This is a genomic window from Bradyrhizobium sp. USDA 4506, assembly GCF_054058795.1.
The window spans coordinates 1,229,277-1,244,860 of sequence record NZ_JBSSBM010000002.1 but is presented as its reverse complement, the minus strand read 5'-3'; the positions used below and the strand labels follow the sequence as shown (position 1 = coordinate 1,244,860).

Below are 15,584 nucleotides of genomic sequence, written 5' to 3'. Positions count from 1 at the left end.
AGCTGTCCATCATCTCTGCCGTTGCCTGCGCGCGACGCGATTCCGCCTCCAACAATCTCAGCCAACGCTCTCGCCCATTGCCTGCAGACGACGTCGCGCGCCTTCGTTGTTCTGCTGTGCCGCTTGTCGATACCAGTACAGCGCCTGATCGCGATCCTGTGCGACGCCGTTGCCGGCGCGCAGCGCATCGCCAATTGCGAGTTGGGCTTCGATCATGCCCTGCTTCGCAGCGGCCTCGAACCATTCGGCCGCCTTCGCCGGATCGGCATCGCGGCCCTGTCCCCGGCCCAGCATCACGGCAAGGTTGTATTGCGCCGTCGTATGGCCCTGGCGCGCCGCCGCCTCGTACCACGTGACGCCGTTGGCGAGGTCCTGCTCGACGCCTTGTCCGGTGCAATACATCACCGCAAGCTTGAACTGCGCCGCAGCGTTGCCGCCGTCCGCGGCCTTGACGATCCAGCCGGCGGCGGCCTGCGGATCCTTGAGGCCGCTCTTGGGATCGGAATACAGTAGCGCCAAAGTGTGCTGGGCTTCGACGTGACCGGCGCTTGCCGCACGTTTGAACCATTGGGCTGCGGCTGGAAGGTCGATGGCGCCGCCGGATCTTCCCATGTGAAGCCCGCCCAGCTGAAATGCCGCAGCCGGATGGCCCGCCTCGGCAGCGTCGGTCAGCAGCGCACGTGCTTGCGCAAGACGCTCCGCGGACGGTTCATCCTGGATAAGAAACATCGCATAGGCCGTCTTCGCATCGGCATCGCCGCCGTCGGCCGCCTTGCTGAGCCACTCCGCCGCACGCGCTTGATCGCGCGGCACGCCGTTGCCCGCCGAGTAGAGCCGGCCGAGCTGCACGCCTGCGGCGCTAATGCCTCCCTCGGACGCGCGCTCGAACCACTTGATCGCAGTGGCGACATCGCGCGCCACGCCCCTGCCATTGAGATAGAACACCGCAATGTTGTGGGCCGCCGTGGCATGGCCGCCCTCCGCCGCACGCTCGAACCATTTCGCAGCCTGGCGAATGCTGGGCGGAACGCCGGTGCCGGTGGCATAGAAGCGTCCGGTCAGGAACTGCGCCTGCGTATCGCCGCGCTCGGCCGCCTTCTCGTACCAATACGCAGCCTCGCGCAGATCCGGCTCGGCGGCAGTCCCGAGCGCATAGAACTCAGCGAGCGCCTGGATCGCCGGCAGGAAGTCCTTCCGCGCCGCCTTGCGCAATGCGGTCTCGGCCCTGTCGAGATCCTTGACAGCCCCTTTGCCGCTCAACCGCAACAGCGCAATGTTGTAGAGCGCGATCGTATCGTCATGCGCAGCGGCGCTCTGGAACAGCCGTGCGGCCTCTTCGACATTTTCGGGGAGCCCGGTACCCTTGAGGCACATGAAAGCCAGCGCAACCTGTGCGCGAACATGTCCCTGTTCCGCGGCCTTGTGATACCAGATCGCGGCCTCCGCGAAATCGACGGGAACGCCCCGCCCCTGATAATACACATCGCCAAGCGCGAACTCACCGGCCGCCGCCTTCTGCTCGGCCGCGGCCTCGTACCAGCGCAGGGCGGCAGCGTGATCTTTCGTGCAGCCTTGCCCGTTGGCGTACATATCGCCAAGGATCGCTTGCGCCTCCGCTTTGCCGGCCTCCGCCGCCACCGATAACCAGAGGAACGCGGCGTCGATATCCCTGGGCACGCCGATTCCGTTCGGGAAAACCAGATCGTGGAGGTTGACCGCCTTGTCGCCCAGACGCGCCGCAGTGGATTGCCGCCACATCTCTGGCCTGTTCGGTCCAACCGTGGCGTTGACGCCGTTGAAGTAGATCAAGCCAAGCTGGAATTGGGCTTCGGTATGTCCCTTCAGGGCGGCGCGTTCGTACCACGCGACCGCATCCGGAAGGCTGCCGATAACGCCCTCGTTCCGCGCATAGAGCAGCCCGATCCGGTAATCCGCCTCCGGATCGCCGGCTTGCGAGGCGAGCCGCCAAAACCGCAACGCCTCGAGATATTGCTGGTTCTCGTACGCCTCCAGCCCCCGTTCAAACGGCTTCGAGTCTGAACGGGACGAGCCGGGGCGCAGCAAGTCGAGAAGGGAACGCGTCGATACCGTCATGGCTCGCGCATTGCTTCTTTTGCGCTGCGCAGCATGCCGCCGAGCAGATACATCGCCACCGAGCGGGTGCCGACATTGACATCACCCTGCAGCGTCATGCCGGGGATGAGGCGGAAGGTCTTCGGAACATCCTTGAAGTTGGTCTGGTCGACCGAACACCTCGCCTTATAGAAGGCGTCGACAGGCTTTCCATCATCGTCGTTCGTGAAGGCGCCTTCGCTGATCCAGCGAATCTTGCCTTCGGCCGTACCGTGCTCCGCCGCGTTGAACGCATCGACCTTCATCGTGCAGGGGTCGTTGGGCCGGACGAAGCCGACGTCGCGAGACAGGATCTGGATCTCCGCCTCGAGCCGCGTCTTGAGCGGCATCAGCGTGATGAAGGGATCACCCGGCTTCAGCACGGACCCGACCGAGAGCTTGGCGAGGGTCAAGACGACCGATGGCTCGGCAGCCGTCCACCGCACGAGGTCCTGATGCTTGATCGCCTTGTCATACTGTGAGCGGGCCGTATCAAGGTTGTTGCGCGTCGTGACCAGATCCTGGCTCAGCTGCGCGTTCCACTGCTCGGTGAAGGCGTTGCGATCCGCCTTCAAGGAATCCAGCTGGTGCTGCGCTTCCAGCAAAGTGTTGTGCGTGTTGTCGATCTGACGCAGCAGCTCCAGGCGCGTGTCCTGCGACAGATACAGGTTCAGCTTGGACCCGCTGCCGCTTTCGGCGAGCGTCGAGCGCATGTCCTCGATCTTGCCGGCGATCTCGGCACGCTGACTGTACCGCTCGTCGTCCTTCTTCGACTTCTGGATCGTCGCTTCGGTTTGGCTGATCTTGGAATCGTAGCTGTTCACCTGTGCGTGGTACTGCGCGACGCGCTGGTCGTAGAGCGCCTTTTGCAAGGAGTTGTACCTGGTGACATCAGGATCGTTGGATTGGCCGTACGACAACGGCTTTCCGGACAATTCGGCCTCGTCCCGGGCGACCTGCGCCTCAAGGCTCGCAACCTGCAGCTTGTACTGCGTGACATCGGCCGCCGTGAACGTCGAGTCCAGAGTCGCGAGCAATTGTCCCGTCTCAACCTGCTGACCTTCCCGAACATCGATCGTCTTGATGATGGACGCGTCCAAAGCCTGCAGGACGTTGATCTGATCGACGGGAACGATCTTGCCGCCCACGCTCGTGATCACGCGATCGACGCGCGTGAAGCACATGATCGCCACGACGGCGGCGAGGAACCCCACCAGGACGAACAGCGTTGCGCGGGCCAGCAACGGCTCGGCGGCCTCGCGGATCGCATCGGTCTCGGACTGGAACTGGCGAACGGTCGCGAGCGAAGCTTGATTAGGAGACAAGGGTCGGACTCCTGAAGTTCTTTTCATTGCGGCCCGCCGGCGCAAGGTGAGTGTTCTGCTGGTACCAGAGCGAGCTGTAGATGTCGTTCCGTTCAAGAAGTTCCTCATGACGACCGATATCGTCGACGACGCCGCGGTTGAGAACGAGGATCGCGTCGGCCTTCGTCAGCGACGACAGACGGTGCGAGATGATGATCAGCGTGCGGCCATGGGCAATCCGCGAAATATTCGCGTTCACGATCGTCTCGCTCTCCGCATCGAGCGCGCTGGTCGCTTCGTCCAGGATCAGAATCGGCGGATTGACGATCAGCGCTCGCGCGATCGCGAGGCGCTGGCGCTGGCCTCCGGAAAGATTCGTGGATCCCTCGTAGATATAGGTCTCATAGCCTCGCGGCAGCTTGTCGATGAATTCCTCGGCACCGGCCAATCGCGCCGCCCTGACGATGTCATCGAAGGTCGCATCGGGCTTTGCGGCCGCAATATTCTCGCGGATCGTGCCGCTGAACAGGAAGTTCTCCTGCAGCACGACGCCGACGTTGCGCCGGAGATGGTCGACGTCGTATTCGCGGACATCGATACCGTCGACCTTGATCAGTCCGCCATAGTCGGAGTGCAGGCGTTGCAATAGCCGCGTGATCGTGGTCTTGCCCGAGCCGCTCTTGCCCATCACGCCCAGCGTCGTACCGAGCGGAATCTCGAAGGAAATATTGTTGAGCGCCGGCGACACCGCGCCCTTGTACTTGAACGTGACGCCGGAGAATTCGACCAGCCCCTTCAGCGGGACCCTCACACCATGGCCGGAGCGTCCCTCCTCGGCCGGCTGATTCACCAGCCTGCCGACGATCGTGACCGCGGTGCGCGCCTCGTCATATTGGTTGATGAGCTGGGCCATCTGCATCAGGGGGCCGGCAACGCGCTGCGACAGCATCAGAAAGGCAAACAGCGCGCCAACATAGACCGGATCGCCACTCGACACGGCCATGTAGACGCCGAACGCATAGGGAGCACTCACCGCCAGCCGCTCCAACGGCTTCACCAGCGTCTGGATGGCGGTTCCGGTCATGCCTTCCGCAAGCCGCGCCTTGGCGACGCGCGCCACCAGCACGTCCCACATGTGGCGCTGGCGCGCATCGAGCGCCAGCGATTTGATGGTCCGCATGCCGTTCAGGCTCTGGATCAGAAACGCTCCCTGTGCCCCTTCGGCCGCCAGGGTTGCCGAGGACTTCTTCCGATAGGCGGGCAGCATCACGATCAGCCAGGTCACGATCATCGCAGCAAAGGCAAGAACCATCAGCGTCATGAGCGGGCTGAAGAAGAACATGACGGGCAGGAAGAAGAACAGCGTCGTCGAATCGAGAATGGTCCCGAACAACTGCCCGGTCAGAAAGCCGCGAATTCGAAATACTTCGCGGATATCCCGGGAAATCAGGCCGACGGGATTCTGCTCGAAGTAGTCGATCGGCAGATTGAGCACCTTCTCGAACACGTAGGTCGACAGTTTGACGTCGAGGCGTGCCGTCAAACGCTGAACCAGATACTGCCGCAGGAACGAGAATGCCGCCTCGAACACGATGACCACGAGCATCGCAGTACACAGCACATAGAACGTGTTGTAGGCCTTGTAGAAGATAACCTTGTCCGAGAGCAGCCGCCAGAACATGATCGGTGCCAGGCCCATGAAGCCCAGGATCAGCGCCGCAATCGCGACGTCGCGCAGGATGCGCCGTTCGCGGAACAACAATGCGGTGACAAAGCCGAAGCTGAACGGCTGCGTCTCGTCGGAAATCTCATAGTCGCGCTTGGCCATGACGACGTCGCCCGACCAGATGTCCTCAAAGCGCGGCTGATCGATGACGAGCAGCGCGTCCTCGCTCGCGTTCGGATCCTGCAGGACCACCCGGGAGCTGTTCTCGTCGCCTTCGAGGCGCAGCAGCACCATGTGGCTGCCGTCGCGCAGCCGAACGATGGCCGGCAGCGCCCTCTTGAGATGGCTCAGACCCTTCCAGTCCAGCGTGACGGCCTTTGCCGTCATGCCCGAGGAATTCGCACACTTCAAAAGCTCGGCCAGCGTGACTTCCTGATCGCCCAGGAGGTTGTCGTGGATCAGCTGGGACGGGGTCAGATGCAAGCCATGCTGCCTTGCCACGATGACGAGACAAGCGAGGCCCGAAGGTGGCAGCGCCTCCACCGAAGGTGCGCCGACGAGCGAGAGGTGTTTGGTCATGGATGCCTCGAAGTTTCGACTGCGCAAGGTCCGGTCCCAGCGAGATATAACGTATCACTGTTAGTTCGCTAACGCAGCATTTTCAGCGCGTCACCCGAAAAAGATATGTTTCACGGCAGGCCGCGAAGCCAATTTCGAGCACGTTCTCGCGCGATTTAACCAGGGAACCTTATAACATTGTTTAACATCGGCAAATCACGAGTCGGCGGTCACCGTCTCCTGGAAGTCGAATCCGCAGGCCTCCAGCTGCGGCCTGATCCGCTCATCCCTGGCCTCCGGCATGAGTGCCAATGCACAGATCTCAAAATTCCCGCTCCGAACGGAAACCGTCGGAAAGCCGGCGCTGAGCAGCAGGTTTCCCATCCGCTCGGTCGAAAAGCCGGTCTTGTGCGCCATGTGATAGCGCCCCTGCTCGATCGCGCCGGAATGCCCGTAGATCATGTCCAATGGCCGGATCGGACCTGCCGGCGAGACGTAAGCGATCGCACCGAGACCGCGCGTCAACATGTGCTGCGCGACCGCCTCGAGGTCAGGAGACATGATCAGTGCGAATCCGTCCGGCTTGAGGACTTGGCGGAACTGGACGAACGTGGGGTGAACCTCATGGGCGTAGAGATGCTCCATGACATGAGAACACCAGATCGCGTCGAACGAGGCCGCCGGGAACAACCGGGCAAGATCGGTAATCGACCCGACGACGTCGGGGTTCACGCCGCCGTCGACGTCTAATCGAATCTCGTCCCATTCATGCGATGTCAGGAGCGGCTGGATGCGCTTGGTAACCGTCGATCCAGCGCCGGCATTCAGCATTTTTTTCTTGGCCAATTCGAGAGCTCCGCGAGTTCGTTAAGCGGCTGAGTTCTGCAGCGATCGTTCGTCTTGAACAAAGGTGCCAGGGCCGCAGATAGCCATCGGGCGCAGCTCCGTTGTGTCAAGCGAGCGGCACGGCTTTACAAAAGCTACGTGGTCCGAATGTGACGAACTAACTTATAACATCCATTGGCGGAAATGCCCCGGGCGGAACTTGTGATTGATTCGATGCATCCGACGCGAATCGGCCGACAAAGTTCCAATCGGGATGCGCGCATGCGCTTCCCCTTGAGGCGAGCCGTCGAACTCATCGCAGGTGCGTCATGATCATCAACGGCAGCGTATTCGATTGTTCAATTTCAATTACCCATTCCTGACGGCCATGCCGGCGATCAAAGAAAAAAGCGCCGCCTCAACCTCGGTTGGGGCGGCGCTTTCGCTTAGTGCAGACCTAGGATCTTACAGCTTGGTCGAGTTACCATCGTTGAAGATCAGGTATTCAATGTTGCTGATCTGGGTCACCTGACCATTGCTGAAGGTGATGTCCATAGAACCGTTCGATCCAGAGCTGATGTCGCTCACGTCGGTCGAAGCGTGATCCAGGAAGGTCAGGGAGTCCTTGTTGCCGCCACCGCCATCGATGGTGTCGCTGCTGGTGGCGTTGTTCAGGTAGAAGTAGTCCTGACCGGAGCCGCCAACCATCGAGGCCGTACCGGTGTCGGAGCCGACGAACGAGTCCTTGCCGTCGCCGCCGATCAGAGTCTGCGTGCCGGAGCCGGCGACCAGCGTATCGTTGCCGGAACCGCCATGCAGCGTGTCGTTGCCGGCGCCGCCATAGAGCGAGTCGTTGCCGGCACCGCCGTCGAGCGAGGTCGCGTGCGACGCATCGCTGCCCGAGTAGAGCACGTCCTTGCCGTTGCCGCCGAACTCAGCAGCAGTCTGGGCACCGCCGACAAGGAGATCATTGCCGTTGCCGCCATGCAGCGTGTCGACACCGGAACCGCCATACAGCGAGTCGTTGCCGGCGCCGCCGTCCAGACTGTCGTTGCCCGCACCACCGTACAGCGCATCGTTGCCCTTGCCGCCATCCAGCGTGCTGGAATTGCCGGCGGTGCTGCCGGACACCAGCACGTCCTTGCCGTCACCGCCACTCAGCTGCGACGAGCTGCCGCCGTAGAGTGTGTCGTTGCCGGAGCCACCGTTCAGGGTGTCGGCACCGGAGCCGAACAGCAAATCGTTGCCCTTGCCGCCATCCAGCGTGCTGTGACCGGAGACGTTGTCGACCAGCACGTCGTTGCCGGAGCCGGCATCGATCGAGTCGTGACCGGCACCGCCGAAGATGGTGTCGTTGCCGGAGCCGGTGAGAACCGTCGTGTCGCCGGTGTTGTTGATGAACACCTGATCGTTGCCGTGGCCGGTCGCGACCAGCACCGGGGTGCTGCCGTTCACCGTCAGCGTGACGTCCTTGTTGGTGTCCTCGATGATCGCCTTCAGGTTGGCGTCGGTGTTAACGGTGTTAATCGGGTTGGTTTCGATCAGAACATTGGCGTTCGGATCCGGGTTGGTGATCCCAGCCCCTTCCTGCACCGGAATCGTCGCGCCGTTATCCGGGCTGGTGTATCCGATCCCCGCGTTGATCAGATAGTCAAGAATCTGTTGCTGGGTCGAGTGATCGATCGTTCCGTTGATCGCGTGTTTGAGGTCCGTCTGGTCTAGATTGTAAGTCGCCATCGATGTAGCCCCTGCTTGGGATACGAGGATTCAAGCCGCTCGCCCACACATAAGCTGTTGATTCACAACTGGTTTGTTGCGACGCAACTCAAATGTGGACCCAGGTTACGAACTTGTTAAGTCCATTGTTAAGACCGTTAGGCCAGAGTGTCAATCAGCAATGCGCTGTTAACACCTGGTTCCCTGAGATTTATGTGAGACTTAGCACTACTTCCAATGCACTATAACATTGGGCGCAGGCCAATCGCCAATGTTAGCCGCGACGCAAAAAAGGGTAGCGATTATACGGGGTTTCACGGGGCCCCGGGATACCGCGGGAGCGCAGAATTTCGCTGATGCTGTGAGCGCTTCGACGCGATTTTCTGATCTGAAAAAAATATTTCTGCATCGCATGAGACGTTTTGCAAAAAAGCGTCAAACTTCGCAGCCGGCGCCCCACCGGCCAGTGTTATAGCGCCCCTTGGCAGCAGTTTGCGGGCTCGATCAAGCGAGATCCATGGAATCACCCGCAGAATCAGCGCCGTTCGACCGCAAGATCAAAAACCTGGCGCGATGCCGCTCAGACACCCTGCTGTAACAAATTAACACCAGATTTGCCGCAATATGTTAGCAACGCCGGCATGGAACCGGCGATGCCCGATCGCGGGCAGAGCGCCGACCTGCGGCGATCATCCCCCGGCGGCCCGCGCGTAGATGGCCTCGAGCAGCCGGCGGTTCTCGTCCGGCGCGTAGCGCTCGAGATAGGCGGCTCGTGCGGCCCGTCCCCATGCGGCGGTCAGTTCGGCGGCGCCGAGAACCTCACTGATCCGATTTCGGAGCGTGGCCGCGTCGCCCGGCGGCACCAGCGCGCCGGTCTTGCCGGCGCTCACCACCTCGGCAAGTCCGCCGATCTCGGAGGCGATGACCGGCGTGCCGCACGCGAAGGCCTCGACCACGACCATCGGAAATCCTTCGTACCATAGCGACGGCACCACCAATGCCCGGGCATTCGCCATTTCCCGCAGCACCTCATCGCGCGAGAGCCCGCCAAGGAACGTGACATTGCCGGACGCCCGAGCCTCCAACGCACCACGCTCCGGCCCCTTGCCCACGACGCGCAAGGGCACGCCGGTCCCCGCAACGGCCTCGAGCAGCACGCCGACGCCCTTCTCGCGGCTCAGCCGTCCAACATAGAGTAGCCCGCTGCGCGGCGTGGCTGGATCGGGCGCCCCCGGATCGACCATGAAATTCGGTTTCACGTCGATCCGGTCGGCATCGAAGCCGGCCTGCGTGAACAGGGTTTTGGCAAACTGCGTCAGCGCGATCAGGCGCAGGCCGGGACGCGTCCAGGTGCCGCGGCGCTGGTGCTGCGCGATCATGTAGGCCGACGCCATCGAGCCCGGAAGCGATCCGCGGTAGCAGCGGTGCACGACGCCCCAGAGGTGTCCGCGATCGAGGCACTTGTGGCAGATGCGGCCGTCGCGCAGCAGCATGCCGCCGGTGCAGATGCTGCGATAATTGTGCAGGGTCGCCACCGCGGGCACGCACTTTTGCCGGCAGAGATCGAACACGGCGGGCGACAGCAGCGGGAAGAAATTGTGGACGTGCACAACGTCGGGGCGAAAGCGGTCGATCGCTTCCGCCACGACCCGCTTTCCCTCCGCATTATCGGCGATCGACAGCGTGGTCGTGATGCGCGCGGGGAGCGAATTGATCGCCGCGTTGCTAACCGTGAGCGTTTCAACGCTGTGTCCTGCGGCGCGCAGCAGGTCGACTTCCGCTTCAAACACGACGTCCTCGCCGCCGCGTCCCTGATACCTGTTGTGAGCGACCAGGATCTTCATGATCCGGCCGGGTCTGAAAACCAGCGCAGCTCGGTCACCAGGTTTTGCCCGCCCGCGAGCGTACCGCAGCCGATCAAGGTCGTCGCCGGCACCTTGAGATCGAAGGACGGCGAATACCAGCCGGCCGGCATGGTCTCGTCACCCCGATACGGCACCCAGCTGAGGGCCGCCGGCAGATCGAGCTCGCCGCGCCCGCCGGGCCATGCGAGCTGCGCCCTGTGCCCTTCGAGCCTGCATTCGACCTCGGGACCGAGATGCCAGCTGAGGCTCGCCGGCACCGCAAGCCCTTCATCAGCCAGCACGGTATCGGTGACGACGAGCCGCGCCGCCCGACGCTGCAATTGCACCGAGCGGCGATGCACGACACCTGCTTCGTCGCGATATCCCGAATGCTCCGCGACCCAGTTCGCATCCGCATCGCGATCGTCCAGGCCGCTGGCTGCGACAAGCCGGCTCTGCGCATGCCTTGTCCAGAGAAACGGCCCGCCCGACCCCGACTGGTCGCGCGCGAACAGGCACAGCGTGTTGTGCGCCAGCGTGGAGCGGAAGTAGGCCCGCCATCGCGGATCGCCATGGTAGCAATAGGTGCCGGGATCGGCGAAGATCTCCGCACCGCCGATCCTGCATTCGAGCGACAGCGCGTCCGCATGGGCGTGAGCGGCAATGCGGCCGAAGCCATGCGGGCCATGGTCACAACGGCACCACACAGCCTTGTCGGAATCGATCAGAAAGGTCTGTCCCGCCCCTTCGAGCAGATGCGGGCGGCGCTTGGGCCGCCCGGCGATCGCACGGGCCTCGATGCCGTCGGTGAGCACAAAGCTGCGCAGATCGGGCTCCGGCGATGTGGGCCACCATGGCAGAGCGCCGAACAGGCGCGCGCCGCTGGCGAGCAAGCCGAGCCAGCGATTGCCGGCGTGATCGTCGAGCAACAGGCCGATGCCGTCGTCGCCATCGCCCTGCCGCGGCGGATGACCGCGATCGTCCAGCATCGCAGCAATGACGTCGCTCATGCGGCACATCGTGGTCCACACTGCATCGCCAAGCGGATGTCCGGAGGACTCGCCCTGCACTGCCGCCGCCAGCAGCAGTTCGAGAACAAAGCCATGATAATCGGTCGCGAGCTCGCTGTTGCTGCCGCAGGCAAGCGTCTGCGCAACGGCTTCGTGCGCCAGTGTGGCGGCCGATTGCTCGCGCCATCGCGCACTGTCCTGGAAGAACGGAAACACGCAAGCCGCCACGAACTGCCCGGCAGCCTCCGCGATGAGGTGGTTGTTGGCCGAGGAGCCACGGCTTGGGAACTGCGACAGCCAGTATTGATGCGCATAGAGTTGCGTCAGGAACAGTTCGTTGTCCTCGAACAGCGCGGCAGCGCCGGGCCAGTTCTGCAGCAGCTGACGTACCCAGGCCCATGAGATCAGCCGCACGCCAAGCTCGATGCCGCTGATCCAGTGCGGGCCGCGCGGGAACGGATTTTCGCGCCACCAGTTCACCAGATGCTCGGCCGCGCGCCTGGCGTAGCGCTCGTCGGAGCTCAGGTAATACGCGGCCGCGAGCACCGTGAGATGGTGGTGACGCGACGGCTCCCAGATGTATTTGATGTTTCCGACCGCGGTTTCGTCACGATAGGGAACCGCGAATGCGTGCACGCCGGCCGGCGCCCGCTTGCCGCTTCTGATATCGACGAACCAGTCGGGCCGTTCGCCGAGGGCCCCATGATCCCTGGCGAAAATCCGCCAGTGCCCGGCGAGAATCCGATCGGAGCTCTGGATCAGCCGTTCGGCGGCCTGTTGCGGAGCGCTGGCCCGCGAAGGCAGCGGCTTCAGGCGCGGCTGCCGCGGGCCGGCAGCGAGCCTGGCGCCGGCACGCCGCGCGATATCGGGCGGAGTGATCCGCCAGAGCAAATGCAGCACCTGGTCGTTCACCCGCCCCGCAAGCTCGGACGGCTCCATGCGCTGCAGCCTGCGCAGATACCAGGCCGGATTCATCTCACGCCGTCGAGGCGCGCGCGACGCGCTGCTCTGCCGCGCCGACCGTCAGATCGATCGGCATCCCGGCGGCCGCGCTTTCCTGCACGGCAAGCGTTGCGCGTGTGGTCGCCAGCAACCCGTCGAGCGCGATCGGCATCGCGGCGCCCGATGCGACCGCGGCGATGAAGGCATCCAGCATCGGCCGCTGGCCCTTGTCGAGCCGCGCTGTCTTCGCCGTGCGCTGTCCGGCGTGCCAGACCTCGAAGCCCGAGAAATTGTCGAAGGCGGCAAAACCCGTGCTTGCCGATATCTCGAGCGCTTCCTTCGGCACCCGCGGATCGCCGCCGGTGAGATAGCTGAGACTCGCGACCGAACCGTCGGCAAAATCGAAGGTGGCGACGAGATTGTCGACGTCCTTGGTCGCCGTGCTCGCGGAGACACGCACCGGCTCGGCGCCGAGCCACCAGCACAACACGTCGATGAAATGGCCGCCCTCGCCGACGAAGCGGCTGCCTTCGCTCTCGGCCTGCAGATACCAGGACGATTTCTCCAGCGGCCCGGCGATGACGCGATATTGCAGGGTCTGCGGTCCTGCCGGCGCGAACGCCGCGCGCATGCCCTGCAGCAGCGGCGAAAAGCGGCGGTTGAAGCCGACCATCAGCCGGCTGTTGCCGGTTTCCCGGATCACCTGCTCCAATCGATCGAGCGAGCTTGTATCGATCGCCAAGGGCTTCTCGACAAACACCGCCTTGCCGGCGCGCAGCGCCTGCGTCGCGAGGTCGGCATGGGAGGCATGGCGCGTTGCGATCAGCACGGCATCGATGTCGTCGGCGCCGAGCACCGAGGCCGCATCCGTCGAGGCACGCGCGAAGCCGAACTTGCGGACCGCCGTGGCGCCGCTCAGGCCGGTATTGGTGGCGACCTCGACGAGATCGACGCGCTGGTTATTCGCAAGCTGCGGCAACAGCATGCTGGAGGCATAATTGCCGGCGCCGATGACGCCGAGCCGCACCCGGCCGCTGCGCAGGGCAACCGCCGGACGATAGGTCATCTGCATCGCGCGGGGAGCGGCGTCCGGATAGGCGAACACCATGCCGAGACCGACCTCGCCACGGCTCATGCGCTCGAACGCCGACGTCGCCTGCTCCAGCGGCACCGTTTCGGAAATCAGCGAGGAAAAATCGAGCCGCCCGTCGGCGAGCAGCGCGACGATCGCCTCCATATTGCGCTTCTCGGTCCAGCGCACATGACCGATCGGATAATCGATGCCGCCCTCCTCATAGAGCGGATCGTAGCGGCCGGGGCCGTAGGAGCGCGAGAAGCGCACGTCGAGCTCCTTGTCGTAGAATTCGCTCCACGGCAGGTTCAGCGTGCATTTGCCGATATCGACAATGCGGCCGCGGTCGCGCAGCAGCGCCGCCGAACGCGACGCGAGATCGGGATCGTCGCTGCCTGCGGTGATGAACACGCAATCGACGCCGTTGCCTGCGGTCAGCTGGTCGATCCGGGCGCGGAATTCGGCCGCGGCATCATCCGATGCGACGGCACAGACCGCGGCGCCAGCAGCCTCCGCCTGCCGGCATCGCGCCTCCAGCCTGTCGAGCCCGACGACCACGACACCGGCGCTGCGCAGCAGCCGCACCATGATCTGCCCGATCAGGCCAAGGCCGATCACGCAGGCGGTCTCGCCGAAACGGATCTCCGACTGGCGCATCGCCTGCAGCGCGATCGAGGCGATCGTGGTGAATGCGGCCTGGTCCAGCGCAGCGCTGTCCGGCAGCGGCACGCAGAGGTTCACCGGCACCCAATTATATTCGGCGTGGGTTGCATATTGATTGCCGCCGCAGCAGACACGCTGTCCGACCGAGAAGCCGCCGACGCCCTCGCCCACTTCCACGACGGTGCCCGACAGCGAGTAGCCGAGCGGCGTGTAGGAATCGAGGCGGTTCATCACCTTCTGATAGGTCGCAAGCAACCCCTGCTGACGGACCGAGCTCACCACCTTGGCCACCTGGTCGGGTCGCGCGCGCGCCTTGCCGAGCAGCGACAGGCGGCCTTCGGTGAACTTCATCATCTCGGTGCCGGTCGACACCGCGGAAAACGCCGTGCGCACCAAAACCCCGCCGGGGCGGCAGCGCGGCGCCGGCACATCGATCAGCTTGAGCTCGCCGCTCTTATAGTTTTGCGCGATCTGCTTCACAGTCGGTCAATCGCCTCAAGTTAACAGCGCTCCTTGTATCGCGCCCAACGCCCGCAATGAAGCCAAGAACATCGTCATAATTGTCTCATTGCCGGGGACTTAACATTGTTATCATTCCAGCAACAGGACCGGTTTTGGCGAGATCTCGACCTCGCCGTTGGCGACAGGCCCTTCGCCGCCGTCGAGGCCCTCGTAAAGGCTGAAACGCGGGTCGGCCCGGTAAACGGACCGGCCCTTAGTGGTCCAGAGGATCAAGCCGTTACGGCCATCCGGCATGCGAAGCTCGACGCGCCAGGTCGTCGGCGACGTCCTGCCTGCGGCCACGACACTTGCACCGACCAGCCAGGACTGGATCGTGCGGTAGGCAATTCCGCTCGGAAGCAGCCCGCCCGCCGGGTCCCATAATTTTCCAAAGTCGCTGCCGCCTCCGGCAAACTCGTACCAATAGAACCGGTCGACGCCGCTGATCCATTTCAGGATGTAGGCGCGTGCCAGACACCCGTCTGGATTGTCCTCATAGGACGACCAGCCGGCCTCGGTGTCCCAGATCGGCCTCGCGGACAGGTCGTGCGCGGCAAGGATTTTCCTGAAGCGCGCAATGATTCCAATCACCGCCTCGGGTTCGCTCGTATAGCCGTGAAAGGCGAACACATCGGCATATTGTCCGCCGCCTTGCGCCATGAAGGCCTGCTGCCAGCGATATCCGTCCGGCGTGCCGTTGGACGGCGGTGTCAGCACGGTCAAGGTGGGATCGCTGGCTTTAATGATCTCGTAGGCCCGCTTCTGCAGCTGGACCATGGTCGCGATATCGCCCGAGTAATATTTGGGATCCTCGGGCTCGTTCCAGATTTCCCAGTATTTGATGCGGCCGGCGGCGCGCGCCACGGCCGCGCGCACCCAGTCGTCCCATGACGCGAGATCGGCCGGCGGTGAGCTTGCACCGGGCGTGAACGCCGGCGGCGCATCCTTCACCGACGCGGCCCAGCGCGGCGTATAGGCGAGATTGAGAACGATCTCGACGTGTTCTCGCTCGGCCGCCGCCAGGATGGCGTCGAAGCGCGCCCAATTGTAGATGCCGGGCGCCGGGTTGATCTGCGCCCAGTAGATCGCGCCCCACAGCCGAACGCCGTCGAATCTGAGCTCAGGCCATGGCTGTGACTGCCCGATCGCATTGATGGTCATGCCGAAAAGCGTCGGCGGGATCACCGCGTTCACGCGGCTCGCACTCAGCGCATCGCTTGACGTCGAACCATTCCACTGCAGCGGCCATTTGTAGGCCAGCGGCAGCAGCGCGCTCAAAACCAGCGCAATCAATGCCCTTTGGCCCCAATCCCTCACTCTGCCTGCCATGTCCCTGTCTCGTCGCCGTCACATCGGTGCCGGGATTGCATA

Annotated in this window: 9 protein-coding genes; all 9 read right to left on the bottom strand. The window is 63.5% G+C overall.

Annotated features, from left to right (window positions below; genetic code table 11):
* Positions 1-57 precede the first annotated feature (57 nt).
* Positions 58-2,094: a tetratricopeptide repeat protein gene (locus ACVIHF_RS08080; protein WP_253609494.1), complete on the bottom strand. Its 2,037-nt coding sequence runs from the start codon at positions 2,092-2,094 to the stop codon at positions 58-60.
* Positions 2,091-3,437 (bottom strand): HlyD family type I secretion periplasmic adaptor subunit, encoded by a 1,347-nt coding sequence (locus ACVIHF_RS08075; protein ID WP_076833256.1) that lies wholly within the window; start codon positions 3,435-3,437, stop codon positions 2,091-2,093. Before ACVIHF_RS08075 ends, ACVIHF_RS08080 begins: the two co-directional genes overlap by 4 nt.
* A complete protein-coding gene (locus ACVIHF_RS08070) occupies positions 3,427-5,661 on the bottom strand; it encodes a peptidase domain-containing ABC transporter (RefSeq protein WP_057020230.1) in 2,235 nt (744 codons plus the stop codon). The genes ACVIHF_RS08075 and ACVIHF_RS08070 overlap by 11 nt, the downstream gene beginning before the upstream one ends.
* Positions 5,662-5,856: 195 nt before the next feature.
* Positions 5,857-6,471: a class I SAM-dependent methyltransferase gene (locus ACVIHF_RS08065; protein WP_141340804.1), complete on the bottom strand. Its 615-nt coding sequence runs from the start codon at positions 6,469-6,471 to the stop codon at positions 5,857-5,859.
* Between the two features lie 459 nt (positions 6,472-6,930).
* The gene (locus ACVIHF_RS08060; RefSeq protein WP_253609495.1) at positions 6,931-8,202 is read right to left on the bottom strand and encodes a calcium-binding protein; all 1,272 of its coding nucleotides are present in this window, start codon (positions 8,200-8,202) and stop codon (positions 6,931-6,933) included.
* Positions 8,203-8,870: 668 nt separating this feature from the next.
* Positions 8,871-10,025 carry a glycosyltransferase gene (locus ACVIHF_RS08055; RefSeq protein WP_253609496.1) on the bottom strand — a complete coding sequence of 385 codons (1,155 nt, stop codon included), beginning with the start codon at positions 10,023-10,025 and terminating at the stop codon, positions 8,871-8,873.
* A complete protein-coding gene (locus ACVIHF_RS08050; protein ID WP_253609497.1) occupies positions 10,022-12,010 on the bottom strand; it encodes a heparinase II/III family protein in 1,989 nt (662 codons plus the stop codon). Before ACVIHF_RS08050 ends, ACVIHF_RS08055 begins: the two co-directional genes overlap by 4 nt.
* 1 nt (position 12,011) lies before the next feature.
* Complete coding sequence (locus tag ACVIHF_RS08045; RefSeq protein ID WP_253609498.1) at positions 12,012-14,192, bottom strand: bi-domain-containing oxidoreductase; 2,181 nt, start codon at positions 14,190-14,192, stop codon at positions 12,012-12,014.
* A 111-nt stretch (positions 14,193-14,303) separates the two neighbouring features.
* A complete protein-coding gene (locus ACVIHF_RS08040; protein WP_456791890.1) occupies positions 14,304-15,542 on the bottom strand; it encodes a glycosyl hydrolase in 1,239 nt (412 codons plus the stop codon).
* Positions 15,543-15,584 lie beyond the last annotated feature (42 nt).